The 20,626-nt window shown below is 62.5% G+C and carries 20 protein-coding genes; 5 read left to right on the top strand and 15 right to left on the bottom strand.

Annotated elements, in window-relative coordinates:
• Positions 1-19: 19 nt before the first annotated feature.
• Together M2368_RS06370 and M2368_RS06365 are read right to left on the bottom strand one after the other, a co-directional pair.
• Positions 20-487: an acyl-CoA thioesterase gene (locus M2368_RS06370; RefSeq protein ID WP_105661618.1), complete on the bottom strand. Its 468-nt coding sequence runs from the start codon at positions 485-487 to the stop codon at positions 20-22.
• A gap of 2 nt (positions 488-489) precedes the next feature.
• The gene (locus M2368_RS06365; RefSeq protein ID WP_105661617.1) at positions 490-1,575 is read right to left on the bottom strand and encodes an App1 family protein phosphatidate phosphatase; all 1,086 of its coding nucleotides are present in this window, start codon (positions 1,573-1,575) and stop codon (positions 490-492) included.
• 96 nt (positions 1,576-1,671) lie between these two features.
• Between M2368_RS06365 and M2368_RS06360 the strand changes: the two genes are divergently transcribed.
• Positions 1,672-2,106, top strand: coding sequence for a pyridoxamine 5'-phosphate oxidase family protein (locus tag M2368_RS06360; RefSeq protein WP_105657333.1), 435 nt, complete (start codon positions 1,672-1,674; stop codon positions 2,104-2,106).
• Between the two features lie 72 nt (positions 2,107-2,178).
• Here M2368_RS06360 and M2368_RS06355 read toward each other — a convergent pair whose 3' ends face one another.
• The 7 genes from M2368_RS06355 to M2368_RS06325 all read right to left on the bottom strand — a co-directional run bounded on the left by M2368_RS06355 (position 2,179) and on the right by M2368_RS06325 (position 9,885).
• Positions 2,179-3,048 carry a 3-hydroxyacyl-CoA dehydrogenase family protein gene (locus tag M2368_RS06355; protein WP_400343632.1) on the bottom strand — a complete coding sequence of 290 codons (870 nt, stop codon included), beginning with the start codon at positions 3,046-3,048 and terminating at the stop codon, positions 2,179-2,181.
• A 36-nt stretch (positions 3,049-3,084) separates the two neighbouring features.
• Positions 3,085-4,542, bottom strand: coding sequence for an aldehyde dehydrogenase family protein (locus M2368_RS06350; RefSeq protein WP_498724206.1), 1,458 nt, complete (start codon positions 4,540-4,542; stop codon positions 3,085-3,087).
• Positions 4,543-4,577: 35 nt separating this feature from the next.
• Positions 4,578-5,756, bottom strand: a complete 1,179-nt coding sequence (locus M2368_RS06345) for an acyl-CoA dehydrogenase family protein (RefSeq protein WP_498724205.1) — start codon at positions 5,754-5,756, stop codon at positions 4,578-4,580.
• Between the two features lie 27 nt (positions 5,757-5,783).
• Positions 5,784-6,929 (bottom strand): CaiB/BaiF CoA transferase family protein, encoded by a 1,146-nt coding sequence (locus M2368_RS06340; RefSeq protein ID WP_332594651.1) that lies wholly within the window; start codon positions 6,927-6,929, stop codon positions 5,784-5,786.
• A gap of 133 nt (positions 6,930-7,062) precedes the next feature.
• A complete protein-coding gene (locus M2368_RS06335; protein WP_105657328.1) occupies positions 7,063-7,782 on the bottom strand; it encodes a GntR family transcriptional regulator in 720 nt (239 codons plus the stop codon).
• A 44-nt stretch (positions 7,783-7,826) separates the two neighbouring features.
• Entirely contained in the window at positions 7,827-9,386 is a 1,560-nt protein-coding gene (locus M2368_RS06330) for an MFS transporter (RefSeq protein ID WP_332731380.1), read from the bottom strand.
• On the bottom strand, positions 9,379-9,885 hold the full coding sequence (locus tag M2368_RS06325; RefSeq protein WP_498724204.1) for a MarR family winged helix-turn-helix transcriptional regulator: 507 nt from the start codon (positions 9,883-9,885) through the stop codon (positions 9,379-9,381). The genes M2368_RS06330 and M2368_RS06325 overlap by 8 nt, the downstream gene beginning before the upstream one ends.
• A 100-nt stretch (positions 9,886-9,985) precedes the next feature.
• On the opposite strand from M2368_RS06325, the gene M2368_RS06320 reads away from it, so the two are divergent.
• Both M2368_RS06320 and M2368_RS06315 read left to right on the top strand, forming a co-directional pair.
• On the top strand, positions 9,986-10,846 hold the full coding sequence (locus tag M2368_RS06320; RefSeq protein WP_498724203.1) for an inositol monophosphatase family protein: 861 nt from the start codon (positions 9,986-9,988) through the stop codon (positions 10,844-10,846).
• Positions 10,847-10,922: 76 nt separating this feature from the next.
• A complete protein-coding gene (locus M2368_RS06315) occupies positions 10,923-11,135 on the top strand; it encodes a hypothetical protein (protein WP_133833215.1) in 213 nt (70 codons plus the stop codon).
• 92 nt (positions 11,136-11,227) lie between these two features.
• On the opposite strand, the gene M2368_RS06310 is transcribed toward M2368_RS06315, so the two are convergent.
• The 3 genes from M2368_RS06310 to M2368_RS06300 all read right to left on the bottom strand — a co-directional run bounded on the left by M2368_RS06310 (position 11,228) and on the right by M2368_RS06300 (position 15,412).
• Positions 11,228-12,871: a thiamine pyrophosphate-binding protein gene (locus M2368_RS06310; RefSeq protein ID WP_105657324.1), complete on the bottom strand. Its 1,644-nt coding sequence runs from the start codon at positions 12,869-12,871 to the stop codon at positions 11,228-11,230.
• Complete coding sequence (gene speB, locus M2368_RS06305; protein WP_332487687.1) at positions 12,871-13,857, bottom strand: agmatinase; 987 nt, start codon at positions 13,855-13,857, stop codon at positions 12,871-12,873. Before speB ends, M2368_RS06310 begins: the two co-directional genes overlap by 1 nt.
• A gap of 196 nt (positions 13,858-14,053) precedes the next feature.
• The gene (locus tag M2368_RS06300) at positions 14,054-15,412 is read right to left on the bottom strand and encodes an aminotransferase class III-fold pyridoxal phosphate-dependent enzyme (RefSeq protein ID WP_332728151.1); all 1,359 of its coding nucleotides are present in this window, start codon (positions 15,410-15,412) and stop codon (positions 14,054-14,056) included.
• Positions 15,413-15,493: 81 nt separating this feature from the next.
• Here M2368_RS06300 and M2368_RS06295 point away from each other — a divergent pair, with 81 nt between their 5' ends.
• Positions 15,494-17,029, top strand: coding sequence for a PucR family transcriptional regulator (locus M2368_RS06295; protein ID WP_498724202.1), 1,536 nt, complete (start codon positions 15,494-15,496; stop codon positions 17,027-17,029).
• Between the two features lie 55 nt (positions 17,030-17,084).
• On the opposite strand, the gene M2368_RS06290 is transcribed toward M2368_RS06295, so the two are convergent.
• From M2368_RS06290 to M2368_RS06280, 3 genes are all read right to left on the bottom strand, one after another.
• Complete coding sequence (locus M2368_RS06290) at positions 17,085-18,614, bottom strand: APC family permease (protein ID WP_332487693.1); 1,530 nt, start codon at positions 18,612-18,614, stop codon at positions 17,085-17,087.
• A 106-nt stretch (positions 18,615-18,720) separates the two neighbouring features.
• Entirely contained in the window at positions 18,721-19,137 is a 417-nt protein-coding gene (locus tag M2368_RS06285) for a hypothetical protein (RefSeq protein WP_133833221.1), read from the bottom strand.
• A 136-nt stretch (positions 19,138-19,273) separates the two neighbouring features.
• Positions 19,274-19,840, bottom strand: coding sequence for a cupin domain-containing protein (locus M2368_RS06280; protein WP_105661607.1), 567 nt, complete (start codon positions 19,838-19,840; stop codon positions 19,274-19,276).
• 133 nt (positions 19,841-19,973) lie between these two features.
• On the opposite strand from M2368_RS06280, the gene M2368_RS06275 reads away from it, so the two are divergent.
• Entirely contained in the window at positions 19,974-20,561 is a 588-nt protein-coding gene (locus M2368_RS06275; RefSeq protein WP_133833222.1) for a DinB family protein, read from the top strand.
• The last annotated feature ends 65 nt before the right edge of the window (positions 20,562-20,626 follow it).

Raw genomic sequence — 20,626 nt, 5'->3', positions numbered from 1 at the left:
TTGACGGGAGCGCAAGTGGTTACTTCGGGAAGGTCGGAGGACCTTCATATGCACTGAGCGCCGCGCGTTCTCCGGGGCTCAAACGCTGCACCCGCGAGGACACCGGGTCGAAATAAGCCAACGTAGTGGAGGCCTTGACGCACAAATAGTCCTCCACCGGGTCACGGAACTCGTAGCAGATATCAAAGCTGGCAGGCTTGACATTCGCAACCCAGAGATCGACATTGACCGGCACGTTGCGGTATTCCAACGGGCGGGAATACCGCACCCGATGCTCGACAACGAGGATCTGGGTTCCGGCAGGCACTGCAGAGAAGATATCGGCCTGCGGCTGCGAGCCTGGCGCGCCGGTGCCACCGGGCACGCCAAAGCCGGCGATTCGCGCTTCTTCCATTAACCGGATCAGATTTACATTATTGACATGGCCGTAAGCATCCATGTCGCCCCAGCGCATAGGGACCTGCACCCGCAGAATGCTTTCTTCCATGGCTAATCTTCCTTCAGCAGGTTTGCGCCGTCATTGCCCACGATCCCCAACTTGGCCAGCTCCCGAAGGATCCGGGCTCCGTCCGGCTCGTAGACCCAACGCACCCCGGGGGTGGTTCGGCGCAGCTCATGCGAACGTCCGCCGGCTAGCACCGCTTCCGAAGGGGTCAGCTGGCGGATCACAATAGCCCGGACCAATTCGGGATAGCGGCGCGCGAACTCGGCATAAATGGCCGGATCATGCTGGCCGTCATCGCCGATGAGCACCCACGAAATGTGCGGGAACTCTTCGGCCAGGCGGCGCAGCTGGTCAACCTTGTGCTGCATTCCGCTGCGGAACCAGGAACGGTCTGTTGGCCCCCAGTCGGTGAGCAGCAACGGCCCCTTCGGGTACAGGTTGCGCGAGATGAAGCGCTGCAGGGTCTGCGCGACATTCCATGCGCCGGTGGAAAGGTAGATGGTCGGAGCTCCTGGATGCTCGAGCAGCACCTTCTGGAGCATTACCGCCATCCCGGGGGTCGCCACGCGGGCATGCTCGGAGAGCACAAAGGAGTTCCACGCCGCCAGCATGGGGCGCGGCAGTGCGGTGACCACGACGGTGTCATCCACGTCGCTGATCACCCCGAACTTCTGCGCCTGGTCGATAACGAGAATCTTCGCCTGCGCGGCATCGCCGTTGTGGGCATGAAGCCGGATCTCATTCCAGCCCGCGGGCAGGTCGACTACCAGCTTCACATCAATCACGCCGCCACGGTCAGCCTGGACCTCGAAGCGCTGGTCGCCAACGTCAATGCTGACCTTGCCGCCGGGAAGGATCGGGGAAATGAAATTGCGGAAACCGCGAATGCCATCGGCAATGACCTGGGCTTGGTGCTGCCCGTCTTCAAAGGCGCCGGGCTTGGCCAGGACAACGCGGGCGAAGACGCGAATCCAGCCGCCGCTCGGTCCGGTAGAGCCATATCCCACATAGGGAAGGATTACCGCTTGGTGGCCGTTGGCCAGGGCGCGCCGTGCACGCCAACGATGCACTCCGTCTTCCATTCGCGAAGCTACATGCCGGGCATCGCCATCAGCCGAAATATGACTCATAGCCCCAGTCTTTCATGTCGACCGCCAAGCACGGGAAAACGACAACTTGTGTCTTGAGCCCTTGCCTTTTTCTACAAAGAGTAGAAAACTGGTGCTATGAAATTCGAACACGAGCTCAATAGTCCGGTCCTGGTATTGGATGAGGACCAATCGTGGCAGCTGCTCTCGCACAGCTCCCACGGACGCGTAGCAACTTCGGTTGCAGGGTTGATCGATATTGTTCCGGTGAACTACGCGGTGCACAACGGGAAGCTGTTCTTGCGCACCTCGCCCGGTAATAAGCTTGCGGCCATGGCGATCAATGAAAAGATCGCTTTCGAGGTCGACGGCATCCTTTCCGATGAAGCTTGGTCCGTTGTCGTGCACGGCAGCGCCGAAGTATTGGAGCATGAGGCCGATATCAAGGAGGCCCGCGAAAGCGGCGTCACTCCCTGGATCCCCACCCAGAAGGATTTCTGGATTCGGGTCAACATTGATTCGGTCTCCGGGCGCCACTTCGAGCTTGGCGAGCAACCAGAGGTCGCTGAATAGTTCTCTCCGATCTACACGGCAAACGCCGCCTCCCGCCCAATGGCCATCGGGCTGGCAGCGGCGTTTCCAGCTTTAAGCCGATGCCTGGGAATAAGGGTAGAACCCTTCTCCGCTCTTGCGTCCGAGCTTGCCCGCAGCCACCTTTTCAGTGATCATCGGGTGCGGCTGGTCGGCCTCGTCACCGGTCTCGGCGTAGGTCGCCTGGGCGATGAAATCGATAACATCAAGGCCCACCATGTCCATCAGCTCGAACGGACCCATGGGGTGGCCCAAAGCGGTCTTCGCGGTGGTATCGATATCCTCGATGCTGGCGATTCCCTGGTGAGCCAGGTTCAGCGCCTCGGCGTTGATCGCACCCATCATGCGGTTGGCAATGAAACCCGGAATCTCCTTGTTCACCAGCACCGGGTTCTTCCCCAGCTGGTTGGCTACCTCGGTAACAGCCTGAATCGTGGCATCGCTGGTCTGCCCATGGCGGACTATTTCAACGCACTTCATGACCAATGCAGGGTTGAAGAAGTGCATATTGCACACCTGCGCTGGACGGCCGCTGGCCTGGGCCAGCTTCGAGGAGGGCAGCGTCGAGGAGTTCGTCGCCAGGATGGCGTGGGCCGGTGCATGCTCGCCCAGTTGGGCGAAGATCTGCTCCTTGATGTCCAGGCGCTCCACAGCAGCCTCGATCACCAAGTCGGCTGCGGAAGCAGCCTGGTTCAAGTCGGTGTTCTGGCTCAAGCGCCCCAGCGCCGCAGCTGCCGCGGGCTGGTCGAGTTTGCCTTTGGCCACGCGGCCGGCAGCCCAGGACTCCAGCTCGGTGCGTGCTGCGCCCAACGCGTCGGCAGAGATATCCTGCAGCACGGTGGCGTAGCCGCCCAGCGCGCAGCTCATCGCGATCTGGCGGCCCATGGTGCCGGCACCGATCACCAAAATACGTTCAATCCTCATTGGCCATTCTTTCTCTGGAGTCCTGGCCTGCGCCTTTTAGCCGCGCAGGTAGGTCGTCGTGGTGTGCGTGTAGAACTCGCGAGCTGCTGCTCCCTGTTCCTTCGGTCCGTAGCCCGAAGCTTTCGCACCGCCAAAAGGCACGTGCGGGTCAGCTCCGGCTGACTCCGAATTTACATGCAGAATACCCACGTCGAGAGTTTGTTGCGCCTCCAGGGCCAGCGCAAGATTCGAGGTGAACAATGCCAGGCTCAAACCGTATTCCGAGTCTTCTGCAGCCTCGAAAGCTTCCTTCCACCCGTTGACTCGGCGGACCGCCACGATGGGCGCGAAGAATTCTTCCTGCCATGCGCAGTTGGCTCGCCCGGCTTCCCCCTCCGGAAGTTCCAGAATGGTTGGTGCCAGGAAGCTGCCGGTATCCGGGGCCAGCCCGCGATAGCGCAGTGTTGCGCCCTGTGCCAGCGACCGGTCGATCCCCTGTGCCGCCGAGTTCGCCGCTTTGGCATCCACCAGCGGGCCCATATGCACTGACGGCTCCAGCGGGTCCCCGGTCACCCACTGATCCAGCCTTTCGGTGAGCTTGGCCAAGAATGCGTCGGCGATGGACTCATCGAGGATCAGCCGGCTGGTAGCCGTGCACTTCTGGCCGGTGGAGCGGAAGGCCCCGAAAAGCACCTGCTCGCTGGCCAGGTCCAGGTCTGCATCGGCCAGCACCACCGAAGCATTCTTGCCGCCCATTTCGGCCTGCACCGGAATCCCCCGGGCCGCGCCTGCCGCGCAGAGTTTGCGCCCGACTCCGGTGGAACCGGTGAAAGTCAGCCCGTCCAAATGCTCATTGGCAATGAAGGCATCACCCAGCGCGCCCGGGCCGATGACCAGGTTCAGTACGCCAGCGGGCAGCCCTGCGTGCTCCAGGGCCTGCACAAAGCGCATGGCCAGCAACGGCACCAGGCTGGCCGGCTTGAACACCACGGTGTTGCCGAAAACCAGTGCCGGGGCGATCTTCCAAGCCGGAATCCCGATCGGGAAGTTGAACGGGGTGATCACCCCGATCACCCCCAGCGGCTTGTGGGTAACCAGGATCTGTTCCCCGGCACGCGGGGATTGGAAGACGGTGCCGGCAGCGCGCTCCGCCTCGCCGGAATAGTAGGCCAGGATCTGCGCGGCCCGCAGCACCTCGCCAATTCCCTCGGCTCTGGCCTTGCCCTCCTCGGCGGCCAGTTCCGCTCCGAAGTCCTCAGCATGCTCCGTCAGGTATCCGGCGGCCTTGGCCAGAATCGCCCCGCGGGCGGCCATCGGAGTGGACGCCCAGGATTTCTTGGCCCGGTGGGCGGCGCCGAAAGCGGCGTCCACCTGGTCCACGCTGGCCGCGGTGCCCTCCGCGAGCACGATGGATTCGTCGGCGGCCGCCTTCGAATCGATGCGGCGGCCTTCGCCAGGGACCCATGCGCCATTGATGCAGTGCTCCAGGGTGGCAAGTGTTGTGGAAAGGTTCATTTGCTTGGTTCTCCCGTCTTCCTTGGCTTCGCGGCTTAGCGGAAGGCCGGCACGCCGGTGAGCTTGTTGCCCAGGATCAGCGTGTGCACCTCGTCGGTGCCCTCATAGGTGCGCACCGATTCCAGGTTGTTGGCGTGGCGCAATGGCGAGTAATCCAGCGTGATGCCGTTGCCTCCCAGGATGGTGCGTGCTTCGCGGCAGATCGCGATGGCTTCACGGCAGTTGTTCAGCTTCCCTACCGAGATCATGTGCAGGTCCAAATTCCCGGCATCCTTCAACCGGCCGATGTGCAGGGCCAGCAGGAAGCCCTTGTTGATTTCCAGGGCCATATCCACCAGCTTCTGCTGGGTCATCTGGTATCCGGCCAGCGGCTTGTCGAACTGCAGGCGCTCCTGCGAGTAGGCCAATGCCGCTTCGAATGAATCGCGGGCGGCCCCCATGGAACCCCACAGGATGCCGTAGCGGGCTTCATTCAGGCAGGAGAACGGCCCCTTCAGGCCCTTGGCATTCGGCAATACCGCCGAACCGGGCAGGCGCACATCGACCAGATCGATTTCGCACTGGATGGAGGCGCGCATGGACAGCTTCTGCTCGATGGGGGTGGCGGTGAAGCCCGGGGTGCTGGTTGGCACGACGAAGCCGCGGATGCCCTCATCGGTCTGTGCCCAGATCACCGCCACTTGCGCCACATTGGCCAGCCCGATCCAGCGCTTGGAACCGTTGATCACCCAGTCATCGCCGTCGCGGCGGGCGAAGGTCTTCATGCTCGACGGGTCGGAACCTGCCGTTGGTTCGGTCAGGCCAAAGCAGCCAATGGCTTCGCCGGCGGCCATCTTGGGCAGCCATTGCTGCTTCTGTTCCTCGGAGCCGTGCTTGTAGATGGCGCTCATGGCCAACGATCCCTGGACCGAAACGAAGGTGCGCAGCCCCGAATCGCCGGCTTCCAGCTCGGCGCCGGCAATGCCGTATTCCACGGCCGAGCGGCCGGCGCAGCCGTAGCCTTCCAGGTGCATGCCCAGCAGGCCCAGCTTGGCCATCTCCGGAACGATCTCCAGCGGGAAGACTGCGTCGTTGTACCACTTGGCGATATTCGGCTTGATGTTCTCGTTGACGAAACCGCGCACGGTATCGCGCAGGGCCAGTTCCCCCGCCGAGAGCAGCGAATCGAAATTGATCAGGTCGGCCGGATCCAGAAGGCGTTCTGCGGTGCTCATATTAAGTCTCCTTGAAAGTTCTTGCGATTAGCTATTTGCCAGGGTGCCCAGAAGCGCTTGGTGCTCCCCGTGGGCCGGCGGGATGGTGCGATATTGGGCGCCGGTGCGCGAGAGCCCGATGGGGCTGGCGATCTGCTCGGTCGCTTCCCCGGTGTCCGGATCGGTGATCAGCGCGACGGGATCCAGGCCAAGTTCCTTGGCGAAGTCGATGGCCTCGGCGATGGAGTTGACTTTTCCGGCGGGCACTCCCGCGGACATCAGCGCATTCGCCCAGTGCGCGGCAGTGGCTGAGGCGGTGGCCGCTTCGATGATTGCCTTGAGTTCTTCGCGGTGGGCCACCCGTGCGCTATTGCTGCTGAAGCGCGGATCCTGGGCTAGGTCCGGCTGGCCAAGATGCTTGGCCAAGGCAGCGAACTGGCGGTCATTGCCCACGGCGATGGCCACCACGCCGTCGTTAGCCGCGAAGGTTTCATAGGGGGCAATGCTCGGGTGCGCGTTGCCCATGCGTGCCGGGGATTTTCCGGTAGCCAGCGTGCTGCTGGACTGGTTGGTCAGTCCGGCCAGCAGCGAGCCGAGCAAGTTGACGGTCACCCGCTGGCCGATACCGCTGGCATCGCGTTCGCGCATGGCCAGCAGGATGCCGGCAACCGCATTCTGCGCCGCCAATACGTCCACCAGGGCAACGCCGGCCTTGCTCGGAGGCCCGTCTGGTTCTCCAGTGATGCTCATCAGTCCGCCCACTGCCTGCACCAGCAGGTCGAAGCCGGGCAAGGTTGCACCCTGCTTTTCGCCGAAGCCCGAGATGGAGCAATAGACCAGTGCCGGGTTCAGCTCGCGCAGGCTCTCGTAGTCCAGCCCGAATTTAGCCAGGACGCCGGGGCGGAAATTCTCCACCAGCACGTCAGCGTCGCGGATCAATCCGCGCAGGGCCTGCAACTGGGTCGCGTCCGCGAAGTCGGCGACTACTGCCTGCTTGTTGCGGTTCACCGACCAGTAGTAGGTGCTGATGCCTTGGGCATTGACCGGAGGCTTCCAGCTGCGGGTCTCATCGCCAGCAGCGTTCTCCACCTTGAGAACTTCGGCCCCGAAGTCGGCCAGGGTCATGGAGCACAGCGGCCCGGCCAAGATGCGCGAGAGGTCGATGACCTTGACCCCTTCAAGCGGTTGGCTCATTTGCTTCCACACCTTCAATCCGCACAGAATTGCTTAGTTACATGTTGCATGCAACTCTATGTTGCCCGGATCACCCTTGGCAAGGATTTTCAGGATGTTTCGCTTCTTGGGTCTGCAGGGGGCGCGGAATGCCCTAGGAAATCAAGGCGTCCAGCCGCTCCAGGAACGGTTCTGCGTCCAGTCCCGGGGTCCGCGAACACACCGAGCGGATCAGCATCTGCGCGGTGCGCATGACGTGGCCCCGAACGGCCAGCGCGGCGGCGTCGGGGTCTTTAGCCAGAATCGCCTCCATGATCTCCTCGCGATCCCCGGCCAGGTCCTGGCTGGAGCGGGCGAAGGGCACGGTGGTCTGCCCGTGGGCCAGGACAAGGTTGCGCAGCTCCCCCACCACGCTGTCGAGTTTCGCATTTCCGGCCAGCCCCAGAAGGCACAGGTGGAATTCCTTGTCCGCTTCCAGCGTCGCCCGGCCATCACCGGTTTCGCCGATTGCGAGCATTCGCTGGTGCAACGACTTCAGCTGGTTGATATCAGCCTCGGTCGCGTTCCGCACGCCACGTGCGGCAGCTGGAGGCTCGATAGCCAAACGCAGCTGGAAGACTTCGACAATGTCCTCCAATGAAATCTGATTGACGCGCACCCCGCGGTTTTTCGCCACGGTAACGATCCCCTCTTTTTCCAGCAGCTGCAAGGCCTCGCGCACCGGAGTTCGCGAGACCCCGAGCTTTTCCGAGATGCCAATGGCCGAGTAGTGCTCCCCCGGAGCCATCTCACCGGCAACGATGGCGGCACGGATCATCGTGGTCACCTGCTCGGTAAGAGATACCTTCGGCTTAATCGGTTGCATGCTACTCATGGTCTGAAGCTTATCCTGATTCGACCCGGCGGCAAGGCCAGGTACTAGATCGTCTTGCGCAATGGCACTTCCTTGATGAGCAATACGCAGAAGAAGGCAACCACGGCTACGGCCGCCGAGACGATGAAGACGATCCCTGTCGCCTCGCCATACGCCGATTCCACCACCTGCCGTAACGCATCTGGCATCCCGGAAAGATTCAAGGAATCCCCGGTGGCCGGGGCTGAGGACAGCTGCCCCTTGGCCGCTAATGATTCGGTAATAAGATCTGCCACATTGCGCGAAAGCAGCGCGCCGAGCACCGCCACACCTGCTGAGCCGCCTACAGAACGGAAAAACGCCACCGAAGAACTTGCCGCCCCGATATCGGTAACTTTCACCGTGTTCTGCACCGAGAGCACCAAGTTCTGCAGCATGAATCCCATGCCCACGCCGTTGAGGAACATGCCGCAGGCCAAGAGCCAGTATTCGGTATCCTGGCGCATCAGCCCGAGCAGGCCGAGTCCGGCGATGTTCAGGACCGAACCGATGAGCAGGTAGATCTTCCAACGGCCGAAGCGGGTAATCATCTGCCCGGAGAAGACGGACCCGAAGTAGTTGCCCGCGATCATTGGCAAGGTCATGAGGCCGGCCATGGTCGGTGTCGCTTCGCGGGCGATCTGGAAGTACTGGCCGATGAATGCGCCGGTGCCGAACATCCCCACGCCAATCGAGATCGAGGCGAGAATCGCCAGCGAGGTTGTTCGGGTGCAAATGATCTTCAGCGGAATGATCGGTTCACGAACCCGTGATTCAACAAGCAGCAACGCGGCAACCAGCAATAGGAACATCGAGACCATCGTGTAGGTCTGCCACGAATTCCAGCCGAAATAGTCGGCTTTGCCTACATAGGAGACCCAGATCAGCAGGATCGAGACGGCGGTGGTCAACAGGACCGCGCCGACCCAATCGATATGCACCGGACGCTTGAGGTGCTTCAGGTGCAGGGTCCGGTGGATCAAGAGCATGGAGAGCAGGCTGATCGGGATGCCGAAGAAGAAGCACCAGCGCCAGCCCAGGGGCGAGTCCACGATGAATCCGCCGAGCAGCGGTCCTGCTGCGGTAGATACAGCCATGACGGCACCGAAATATCCCGAATAGCGTCCACGTTCCCGTGGCGGGATGACCGTGCCGATGACTGCCATGCCCATGGCGGTCAGCCCGCCCATGCCGATGCCCTGGATGACCCGGGCGAACAGCAGAACGGGTATGGACCAGGCGAGTCCGGCCAGCAACGAGCCGAGCACGAACACCAGAATTCCGGCTTGCAGCAGCTTCTTCTTGTCGAAGAGATCCGCCATTTTCCCCCAGATGGGAGTGGTGGCGGCATTAGCCAGCAGCGTGGTGCTCAAAACCCAGTTGAAGTCGGTTTGCGAGCCGCCCAGGACATCCATGATGGTCGGCAGCGCAATAGACACAATGGTCGCCGCCAGCATGGCAGCGAAGAAGGATGCCAGGACGCCAGCGATGGATTTGAGCACCTCGCGTTGATTCATCTGCGGCTGGTCTGCCGCTGTCTCGGTGAGGTCAGTGGGACGTTCCTTTTCCGGCAGGCTCTTATCCAAGGTCGGAATTCTCCGCATTGCCGAACTGCTCGGTCCGTTGGGATTGGATGCCGCGGATCATCGTCGCGTTCAATTCGCTCAGCGCGTGCGCGACGCTGGCCAAGCGCTCGGCATCCCAGTCCGGAAGGACATCCCGCATTCGCTCCAGGCGCAAGCGGTCGCGGAATTCAAGCCGCTCGCAACCCGCCTCGGTCACCCAGAGCACGTGGCGGCGGGCGTCGATCTTGCTGGGCTGCTTGGCTACCAGGCCCATTTGCTCCAGTTCCGCCAAATGCCGGCTCATCGCCGCGGTGCCGATCCCCAAGGACTGCGCAAGGTCGGCAGCATGCGTGGGTTCACGGGTTTTCAACGTCTTGAGCACGTGATGGGAGGCGTTTGATACCTCGGGGTCAGTCTGATCCATATGCGAAAACACGCGAAGGATCCTGGAACTGCGGGCCAACTCGTCGAGCAGGACTTTGAGTTCAGAATCCGAAGGGCTATCTGGAGACTTGTCCACGATCTATCGGCTGCCTATCTATTGTGTTTCCACCAATGTAAGTTCGAATCGTTGCTCCAGTCAACGTTTTTGCCTGTTGCCACGGCGGTAAGCTGGTGTTGTGAATGATCAGCGAGTCCAAGCCAGCACGCAATACGCCGAAGAATTACGTCTTTCCGCGCTGAAGGCAGCTCGCCAGTCCGCCGAGCTGCTGCGCGCTTCTTTCCGCGGCAACGTGGTAGCCGAGCATAAAACCAACACCCATGATCTGGTCACCGACATCGACCGGCAGAGCCAGCGGCTCATCACTGCCTCACTGCTATCGGCCCACCCGGATTCCTGGGTTCTCGGCGAAGAGCAGGTCTCTGGCGATCAAGGACGGCAGGCCGCCGGGAAGGTGCAGTGGATTGTCGATCCGATTGACGGCACCAGCAACTTCGTCCACGGCGTGGCATTCTTCTGCATCTCGATTGCCGCAGCCATCGATGGAGAACTGGTGGCCGCCGCAATCCTCGATCCGGTTTCTGGTGATGAATTCAGCGCCAATTCGACTGCCGCGTTCCTCAACGGGCAGGTCCTTGAGCCCGGTGCCCGTCCCGAGCAGTCCCGCGCCAACCTGATGACGGATTACCCGGGAGCAGAATCCATGCTCAAGGACGGGAATCTGTCCTTGGAACTCTTTGGCCAGTGGATCCAGGACTTCGCCACGGTACGCCGCAAGGTCTGCGCGGCGCTGGCCTTAGCCCATGTTGCCGCAGGCTGGTGCGACGCCACCATCGGGTTCGATACCAAGGTGTGGGATGTGGCTGCCGGAGCGCATCTGGTGCGCATGGCCCAGGGCACGTTCCGCGGCTTGTCCTACGGACAGGCAGGACTCGCCGACCACTACTGCCCCGGTTTCATCGCGCAAGGGCCCGGCGCCGATTATCCTTCCTTGGCAACCGCTGCCGAGCGGATCCATCAGCTGCGCACGGGCCGCTGAGCCAACAAATCTGACAATATCGAAGTAGTTGGCCCTGCCCCTCGGCTTTGGCCGCTTTCGGACGTACCATGGCGGCATGGAACCACGATTTCAACGGACCGCGCATTCCGCCGCGCGGCACCATGGAGGCGGAGGTGTGATCCTGGGAGGAATCGGAGCAATTCTGCTTTTCGCTTCCTTCGCAGTGATGTTGGCAGCTCAATCCCTGGATTGGGAGCCACTGCTCATCGGCATTAGCTTGGGCATCTCGACAGTGCTTTTCGGTGTGGTGTTCCATTTCACCCACTGATCCGCACTTTTCCTCATCCACTAATCGCAACGGCCCCGGATCCATCGCTCGTGGGAGCAACAGGTCCGAGGCCGTCCGTGCGTTCGGGTGCTTTACAGGTGGGTAGGCGCAAACATCTTCAGCAGGGTGCGGACCACAATGACATTTGGGCCATCTGCTTCCAAGGCGTCGGCGAGCGCCGAACCGATGCCTTCGGGATCGACCGCTTGGGCGGGGATGCCAAAGGAATGCGCAAGGGCCACGAAGTCCGGCCGGGCCAGTTCGGTGGCGGTGGCTTTTCCGAAGGCTCCCTCCATGTACTCGCGCAGGATGCCATATCCCCCGTCGTCAACGATCAACCAGGTGACCGGTGCATGGTGCTGCTTGGCGGTGGCCAGTTCGGCAATGGAGTACATCGATGAACCGTCGCCGCTGACTGCCAGCACGCGCTGCTTGGAGCCGATGGCGCCACCGATCGCGGCGGGGAAGCCGAAGCCGAGGCCGCCTGCACCCTGCGCGGAATGGAATTCGCCCTCCTTGGCGTCCCAACAGCTCCAGCCCCAGTAGGCAGCGATGGTCATATCCCAGAAGGTCTGCATGCCTGCCGGGACTGCGGCGCGGATATCCGCCATGAACTTCCGTTCCTTGCCAAGATCCTGGGCATCCAGGCGCGCCTGCACCTTTGCCAGGGTCTGGGCCACCACCTGTTGCGGGGTGCTTCCGTGCCATGATGCCTGGGCCTTGAAGCCTGTCTCGCGCATTTCTTCGTCCAGGAATTTCAAGGCTTCACGAGCATCGGCGCGGATACCCAGGGCCGGGGTGTTGGACTCGAGCACGCGCGGCTCGGCATCAATCTGGATCATCTTGCCGCGGGGTTCGAGCGTGAAGTAGTTGCTGGTGACCTCGCCCAGGGCCGAACCGATCACCACCAGCACGTCGGCATCTTCCATGACGTCCGAGACATAGCGGTCTTCCGCCCACGACTGCAAGGACAGCTCATGGTTCCAGCCAAAGGCTCCGTTGCCGCCGGGGCTGCACAGCACCGGGGCCTGCAGTTTTTCGGCCACGGCCAGCAATTCAGCCTGCGCCCCGGCCCGGCGCACACCGCCGCCGGCGATGATGGCCGGGCGCTTGGCTTCGGCCAGCCAGCGCATGGCTTCGCGAATCAGCTCTTCGCGCGGGGGATGCTCGTAGGCTTCGGCCAGGGCATCCTGTACCGGTGGCACCATCACCGGGGCGAGCAGGACATCCTGCGGCACCTCAACCCACACCGGCCCCATCGGCACGGTAATGGCCCGGGCCCACGCGTCCTGGATCGCCGAGGGGATGCCCGATGCATGATGCACGGTCTGCTGGAACTTGGTGACGTTGGCGGCCGAGGCCTTCTGGTCATCGAGCTGATGCAGCATGCCCTTGCGGCGGGCTCCCAGGCCGTCCAGCGGAATCTGGCTGGCCACCACGACCATGGGCACGCCGGTGGCGTAGGCCTCCTGCAGACCCGCTAGCGAGGTCAGCGCGCCCGGGCCGGTGGAGAGGAACAGCACGCCCACTTCCCCGGTAGCGCGGGAGTAGCCATCGGCGGCGAAGGCGGAGTTGTTCTCCACGCGTGAGGAGATGAACTCCAAGCTTGAGCGCGAGAGGGCGTCGAAGAGTCCCAGGGCGTGCTGCCCGGGGATCCCGAATACGGTCTTGGCACCGAGCGCGGTGAGGGTCTCGATGACCAGATCGCCGCCGTTGCGTTGCGGTTGCTCGTTCATTAGCTATTCATCCCCTTGCTGGCGCGGAAGTCGCTGATCAGGCTGATCAAATCATAGGTGACATGCGAGGCGGCCACGCCGGTCAGCTCCGCATGGTCGTAGGCGGGGGCGACTTCGACAATATCCGCGCCGATGATGTTCAACCCGCGCAAACCGCGCAGGATTTCAAGCAGTTCACGGCTGGTGATGCCCCCGGCCTCCGGGGTTCCGGTACCCGGGGCGTGGGCTGGGTCCAGCACGTCGATGTCCACCGAGATGTACAGCGGGCGGTTGCCGATGCGGTCGCGCAGCTTGTGCACGATTTCGCGGACGCCCTGGTAGTAGACATCCGAGCTGGTGACGATGCCGAAGCCGAAGCGCTGGTCGTCTTCCAGGTCCTTCTTGCCATAGAGCGGACCGCGGGTGCCGACGTGGCAGATCGCCTCGGTATCCAGGATTCCCTCCTCGACCGCACGGCGGAACGGGGTGCCGTGGGTGTATTCGGCACCGAAGTAGGTGTCCCAGGTGTCCAGGTGCGCGTCGAAGTGCAGCATCGCTACCGGAGCACCGGCTCGTTGCGAGGCGGCACGCAGCAATGGCAGCGCGATGGTATGGTCTCCGCCCACGGTGACCAGGGTGGAGCCGTCACTGGTCAGCTCCAGTGCGTTGTGCTCGATGGTCTCAATAGCCTCGTTGATGTTGAACGGGTTGACCGCCATGTCCCCCGCGTCAGCCACCTGGCTCTGCGCAAACGGCGAGGTGTCGGTGGCGGGGTTGTAGGGGCGGATCAGGCGCGAGGATTCGCGCACGTGGTTGGCGCCAAAGCGGGCGCCGGGCCGGTAGGAGACACCGGTGTCGAAAGGCACGCCAACAATCTTGATGTCGGCCTTCTCCACCTGATCCAGTCGCGGCAGCCGGGCGTAGGTGCCGCCGCCTGCATAGCGTGGAATCACCGCGGCATTAATGGGTCCCAGATGCCCGTTTTCCTCGATGCGGATTTCCTTCATCGCAACTTCCTCCCCAGACATCCAAGAACGAAAGTCCAAGTTGTCTAATATGAAACTTCAGTTTTCCATTATGCTATTTTGTCTGCTGGGTCACGTCAAGATTCAGTTATCGCACAGCCCGGGAATCCAGGCAGAAATAGCCCATGCCACAACCCGCGAACGGGCTGCGGCATGGGCCGAAACTGCAGCAGGGCGATCAGCTGGCGACGCTGCGAATCTGCTGGGCAAGCACCTCTAATCCATCGCGCAGCAGTGCTTCGCCGATCACCAGCGGCGGCAGCAGGCGCAGCACATTGCCGTGCGTACCGCAGGTCAGGGTCAGCACCCCGGCTCGATGGCAGGCCTTGGAAACCGCCGCGGCTGCATCGGCGCGCGGCGCCAAGCTGCCCCGGTCGGCGAACTCGATAGCCAGCATGGCTCCGCGGCCGCGGACCTCGGCAACCACCGGGCTCTGCTGCATCAGTGGTTCAAGAACCTCGCGGGACACCCGCTCGATGAGCTGGGCGTTATCCAGAAGCGTCCCATCCTCGAACTGCTCGAATACAGCCAGCGCCGCTTCGCAAGCCAGCGGGTTGCCAGCATAGGTGCCGCCCAGGCCGCCAGCGTGAGGGGCATTCATCAGCTCGGCGCGCCCAGTCACCGCGGACAGCGGAACTCCGTTGGCCAGGGCCTTGGCCGTGAGGATCAGGTCACCTGCCACGCCCTCGTGCTCCGAAGCGAATAGCTTCCCGGTGCGCCCCATGCCGGCCTGGATCTCGTCGATGACCAGCACAATACCGTGCTTGTCGGCCAACTTGCGCAGTCCCGGGATGAACCCGGCCATCGGGACAACGAAACCTCCTTCGCCCTGAATCGGCTCGATCACCATCGCGGCGAAAGTCTGGGGGCCGTAGTCCATCAAGGTCTGCTCGACGGACGCCAGGACCGCTTCGACGGTGGCCGCTCCCCCAGAGGGCCGCAACGGGTTGGCCGAGGCGGCGCGCACGATATGCTCGGGCATCGGGCCGAAATTCATCTTGTACGGATTGATCTTGGCAGTCATGCCCATGGTCAGCAGCGAACGGCCGTGGTAGGCCTCGTCGAAGACCAGCACGTTAGCGCGTCCCGTGGCAGCACGGGCGATCTTGACCGCGTTCTCCACGGCCTCGGCCCCGGTGGAGAACAGCGCTGTGCGCTTCTCGAACTCGCCGGGGGTGTGCTGGTTCAACCAGCTGCACACCTGGGTGAAGGATTCGTACTCGGTGACCATGAAGCAGGTATGGGTGAAGTCCGCCAGCTGCTTGGCCACGCGTTCGGCCACGCGGCGGTTCGCGGCACCCAGTGAAGTCACGGCAATCCCCGAGGCGAAGTCGATCAGGCGATTTCCGTCGACGTCTTCGATAATCCCGCCATCGGCGCGGCTGACGAAGACCGGCAAGGTGACGCCAAAACCGCTACTGACCTGTTGCACCCGCTGCTCATGGAGGGCCGCAGAGCGCGGGCCGGGGATGCTGGTGGCAAGGTGCCTGGTCTGGGACAAGGTTGGGGCGTCGGTGGAAGCAAGGGTTTCAGTCATGGCTCAAGCCTAGAAATCCCCGTGACACGCGTCATTGGTCATTGCATCCAAGTCCAGCATCTTTCTTGGATAATTTACCCAATGATTACGCTTTTGCAGCTGGGCGCGGAGTTGGGCACCGAGTTCTTCCCTGCCAGCAGCGGAACCTTCCGTGCCCAGCCGGTCAGCGGGGTGCACGTCTCTGAGCTGGAAGATCCCACCACCTATCTGGATGGCGGCGAGCTGCTGCTGACCACCGGCATGCCATTCGCCGCGAGCGAGGAAGCTTCCCGCGCATACATGCGCCGGCTGCAGGACAAAAAGGTCTGCGCCCTGGGACTGGGGCTGGGTCCATGGCTTCGCACGGTGCCCGAGCACGTCATCGCCGCCTGCGACGCTGCCGGCATAGAGCTGGGGATCGTCCCGGACCAAGTGCCCTTCCAGAACATTTCACGGGCATACTGGCGCCTGGCCTCACGTGATCAGGCTTCGAACCTGATGGGTTCCTTGGGCACGCAGACTGCCTTGGCGCGTGCCGCCGTACGCCCGGATGCCATCAATGCAGTCGTGCGGGGCTTGGCTGAGGCAGTGAACGGCTGGGCCGCCTATCTTTCCGTCGATTCCCGGCCGGCGGCCTGCTACCCGGCATCCGCCGAAGCGTTCCTGGGCGAACTCCGCCACGAGTCCATGCGCTTTCGGCGCAATGGCATGCCCTCAGCGTCCACCTTCGAGGTCCAGGGCCACGAAGTAGCGCTCTATCCCATCCTGTCCGGAACCACGATCCACGGATATCTCGGAGTTGCCGCCGGGCGCAGGCCGACCAAGGCCGACCGGCAGATCATCATGACGGCCTGCACGTTGCTCTCCTTGCGCGCCAGGCAACGGGAATTGGCTGCCAGCACGAATAACGCGCTCAGCTCGGCCACCGCAAAATTGTTGCTGCATGGCCAGCCCGAGGCGGCACGCCTGGTCGGGGAAGAAGCCGGATTGGGCAGAATACCTGTTCGTGTGCGAATCCTGCTGTACCGGGCAGGTGCCGATACCGATGCAGCAACCGCACTTCATGCGCTGCCCTCGCTGGCGCGCCCCGCCGCCTTGCCCGATGTCGCCGCAGCGGTACGCGAGTGCCAGCTTCACTATGAGGACGGCGCCGAACATTATTTGATACTTCCCGAACCCGCAGACAGTTCCGGCAATGGCGAGGCAGTGGCACCGCAGGCTGCAACCGCAACGGGCCCGATGGCGTGCGGGCGATTTGATTCCCCCGCACCCGAAGTCCACGCCGTACTCTCCCAACCATTGAATTTGGCCGAGATCCCTGCCAATTTGCCTGCCCTGCGCCAAACGCTGGACGCTGTCCCGTTCGGGACCATGGCCTGCGGCGCCCCGGGCTTCGATGCCAGCGCAGAGACCTGGGTCAAGGCCCTCGCAGCGTACGCGCGCGCCGATCTGCTCTCCGCGGTCACCTCCTACCTGCGCCATCGCGGCCATTGGGAAGAAGCCTCCCGCGAATTGGGCATCCACCGAAATTCCTTGCGCCACCGCATCACCGTGGCCCAGGAATTGCTTGGCGCCAATCTCGATGATCCCGATGCCGCCGCCTCGCTCTGGCTGGCCCTGCGCCGGGCACAGAAATAGGCACGCCGCAGTCTCTGCAATAGCCAGATCCCGCGGCGTGCCCTAGGTACAGCCGTCAGCCCTTGAGCCGAGTCCGGCTATCGTGCGGCGCACTGGCGCGTCGCGCTGCTGCGGCGTCCGGGCCGGTGGCACCGAGCTTGGCTTGCTGGCGGATGCTCAGCTTCTGCAGCAATTCCTCTTCCGCGAATTCGCCCGGCGCAATCCCGCGTGGCACCCGCAGCAAGAAGGCCATGCCCAGGATCCACCAAGCGGCGAAGAGCAGCCACGGCTGCCACCCGATGGCCGCCGGCATTCCCGGAAGATACAGCGAAATCAGGCCGGCGCAGAAGACCACCGACAGTACGCCGATGACCTTGCCGCCGTTTCCCGCACCGCCCACGCGCAGCGGGCGTTGCATCTGCGGTTCGCGCTGGCGCAGAATCAAGAACGCCACGCCCACCAGCAGGTAGGCGATCACGATCGACGGCGAACCGGAATCCACCAACCATCCGAGCATGGCGGTGCCGAAGAATGGAGCCAGAATGGAGAGGCCGCCAATGAACAGCAGTGCATGGCTCGGTGTGCGGTACTTCGGATGCAGGTAGGCAAACCAGCGTGGCAGCATCCCGGAACTGGCCATCGCGTACATCAGCCGCGAAGCACCCATCAGCAACGAATTCCACGAGGTGAGAATGCCGGCAATGCCGCCGGCGATCAGCACCTTTGCCATGATTTCGGAATTGAACAGTGCCCCCATCGCGTCGGCAGTGGCAAGTTCGGATCCGGCGAGCGCCGAAGCGCCCATTCCCGAGGCGGTGGCCAGGATGATCCCCACATACCAGGCGGTGGCGATCAGCACCGAAATCACCACATACTTGCCAATTTTTCGCGGGGCGATGTCGCATTCCTCGGCGGACTGCGGGATCACGTCGAAGCCGACGAACATGAACGGCACCACGATCATCACGCCGAAGAAGCCGGCCACCCCGTTTTCGAAGAATGGTTCCATATTCCGGCTCTCGCCTCCGGTGAATGCGCCAGCAAGCAGCATTGCGCCGATGACGAAGAGGAAGAGCACCACGAAGGTCTGCACTACACCGGCGGTCTTGATGCCCCGGATGTTAATCCAAGTGATCGCTATCGCACCGGCGACACCGACCAGCGCCCAAGTCAGGTAGACCTCTGAGCCAGCGATCTCCCATAATCTGATCTGCGAAAGCTCCGGGAAGAGATAGAGCACGGATTTGGGCAGTGCCACTGCTTCAAAGGCCACGATCGTGATGTAGCCGCCGACGATGGCCCACGAACCGGCAAAAGACCAGCGGGCGCCCATGGCGCGCAGCAAGTAGTTGTGCTCACCGCCTGCTTTCGGCATGGCCGCAACTAGTTCGGCATAGGTCAGGCCAACTACCGCCATGATGCCACCGCCAACCAGCATGGCCAGCGTGGCTCCGAACGGGCCGGCGGTGGTGATCCAGTCGCCGGTGAGCACGACCCAGCCAAAGCCGATCATCGCGCCCACGCCTATGGCCAAGGCGTCCCAGCGGCCGAGGACCTTCTTGAGGCCTGGTTCTGCGGTGCGGTTCTTCGCGGTTTTTCCTGACATGGCAACCCCTTCTGGAAAGTTGGTCAGGATCACACTATGCAAAAACGCGCTTAAGGGTATTGGATGTTTTGACTACATTTCAGGCTATTTTGCCCAAATCAGGAGGCTAGGCCTCGCCGGAGCGCTTCTTGCTGGCTTTCACCAGCGCGCGGTCGACCTCGTGAATGCCCAGGCAGAAGCCTGCGGACATGACCAGCGATTTGATAGTCAGTTCGGAAAGGTCATCAGCTACGTACACCAGCTGGATCGGTCCGGCCAGGACCAGCAGGACACCTGTCCACAGCACATACGCCCACGAGGTGCGCGCCTGCGCCATCACCGGGAAGCGTGCCCGTCGGCGAATCGTCCGCACGCCAATGGTGACAATGACGACGGCCAGAATCGCGGCGCCAATGAAGAAGAAATTGCGTTGGGTGCGGATCCAGGTCAAGGTGGTGCCAATAAGAACGCCGAAAAGTATCGAAGCCCACCAGCTGATACTGCGCAGTTGATCTTGCGCAGCGGTTGGTTCGCCTGTCCTCACGCCTCTCCCATCACTGATTGTCCCGAGCGCCCGGAACAACGCATCGTTCCTAGAATACGCGGTTCATCTCCCCGCAGACGAACGCGCAGCCGCACTGCGCATGCCGTGCCATGGCAGCAAGCGCAAGGGATTGGCGTCATGAGAGGATCAGCGTCCAGGTAACCACGGCAACCTCATCAGAATCGTTTTCCCAGCTATGCGGTTCACGCCCGGGGAAGGTGATCGTATCGCCTGCTTCGAGTTCTACGCGCTGATCAGGCAATACCAGGATGAATTTTCCAGCGATCACGTGCAGCACTTCCAGCTCGCAATCCACCGAATACAGCTCCGCTTCACCGGTGCCCTTGGGCGCAATCTCGGCGCGAATCATCTGCACCCGCTTCTCGCTGCGCGGCGTGACCAGCTGCTCCGTGATGCCGTCACCGCCCAGGGAAACACGGGGTGCCTGCTCCAGTCGGACCAGTTTCGTTTCAGGAACCTCGAAGAGGGTACCGACCTCCATGCCCAGCACTTCGCACAACCGCAAAAGAGTGGAAACCGAAGGGCTGGTCAGGTCGCGCTCCACACGCGAGAGGAAACCCTTGGTCAGTCCGGATAGCTCGGCGACCTGGTCAATGGTCATACGCTGGGTCTGGCGCACCCCGCGCAGCCTCGCACCGATATTGATCGCGGCACCGGTTGGTTCAACTGGCAAGGTTTTCATCGTTTGGCTCCTCGACGTTTTCTGCAGCAACAACCGCAACCACTTTGGCTTCAAGGCCTGCGGGGCAAGTTTACCAATGGTAAACACACCGCGCCCTCTACCGCGAGACTGCAGCGCTCACTAGACTCTGCCCATGGACAGCACCAAGGACAAGCTCTGCGGGTACCTGAACGACGCGCGCGAGAATGCGATCTACAAGGCAGAAGGCCTCGCCGAACACCTGGCACGCACTCCGCTCACCCCTACAGGCACCCATATCCTGGGAGTACTGCACCATTTGGCGATCAATGAATACGAATATTTCGGCACCTGCCTCAAGCGCAGGGCCGATGACCGCTACGTTCGCGAATTCATTGCGCCGCATGATCCCGACGCGGATTTCCTCCCGCCAGCAGATATGGATGCGCAACAGCTGATCGGCCTGTATCGGAAAGCCATCGCCTTCGCCGATGAAGCCATCAGCGATCTGCCCCTGGACTGTCCCGTAGAGGTACCGTGGTGGGGGCCAGCTGGCAAAACCACCTTGGACCACCTGCTCATCCATGCGCTCGCCGAAACCTCCCGGCATGCAGGGCATCTGGATATTATCCGCGAGCAGCTCGATGGCCGTGCTGGCTGGACCGCGCAACTGGATCTGCTGCCCGGCTACACCGCGGGGCAATGGGCCGAACAACGCGAGAAGCTGCAGCAACTGGCCAATGCCTTTGCCCCGGGCAGCTGAGCCGCAGTCATATTACGCATTCGGACTTCACCGGGCCCTACCGCCGGCGGTACCATCGGAAATGT

The sequence above is a fragment of the Arthrobacter sp. JUb119 genome, from assembly GCF_024807995.1.
Taxonomy (GTDB): Bacteria; Actinomycetota; Actinomycetes; order Actinomycetales; family Micrococcaceae; genus Glutamicibacter.
Note: the sequence above shows the minus strand (reverse complement) of the source record. Positions and strands in the feature narration are given on the sequence as shown.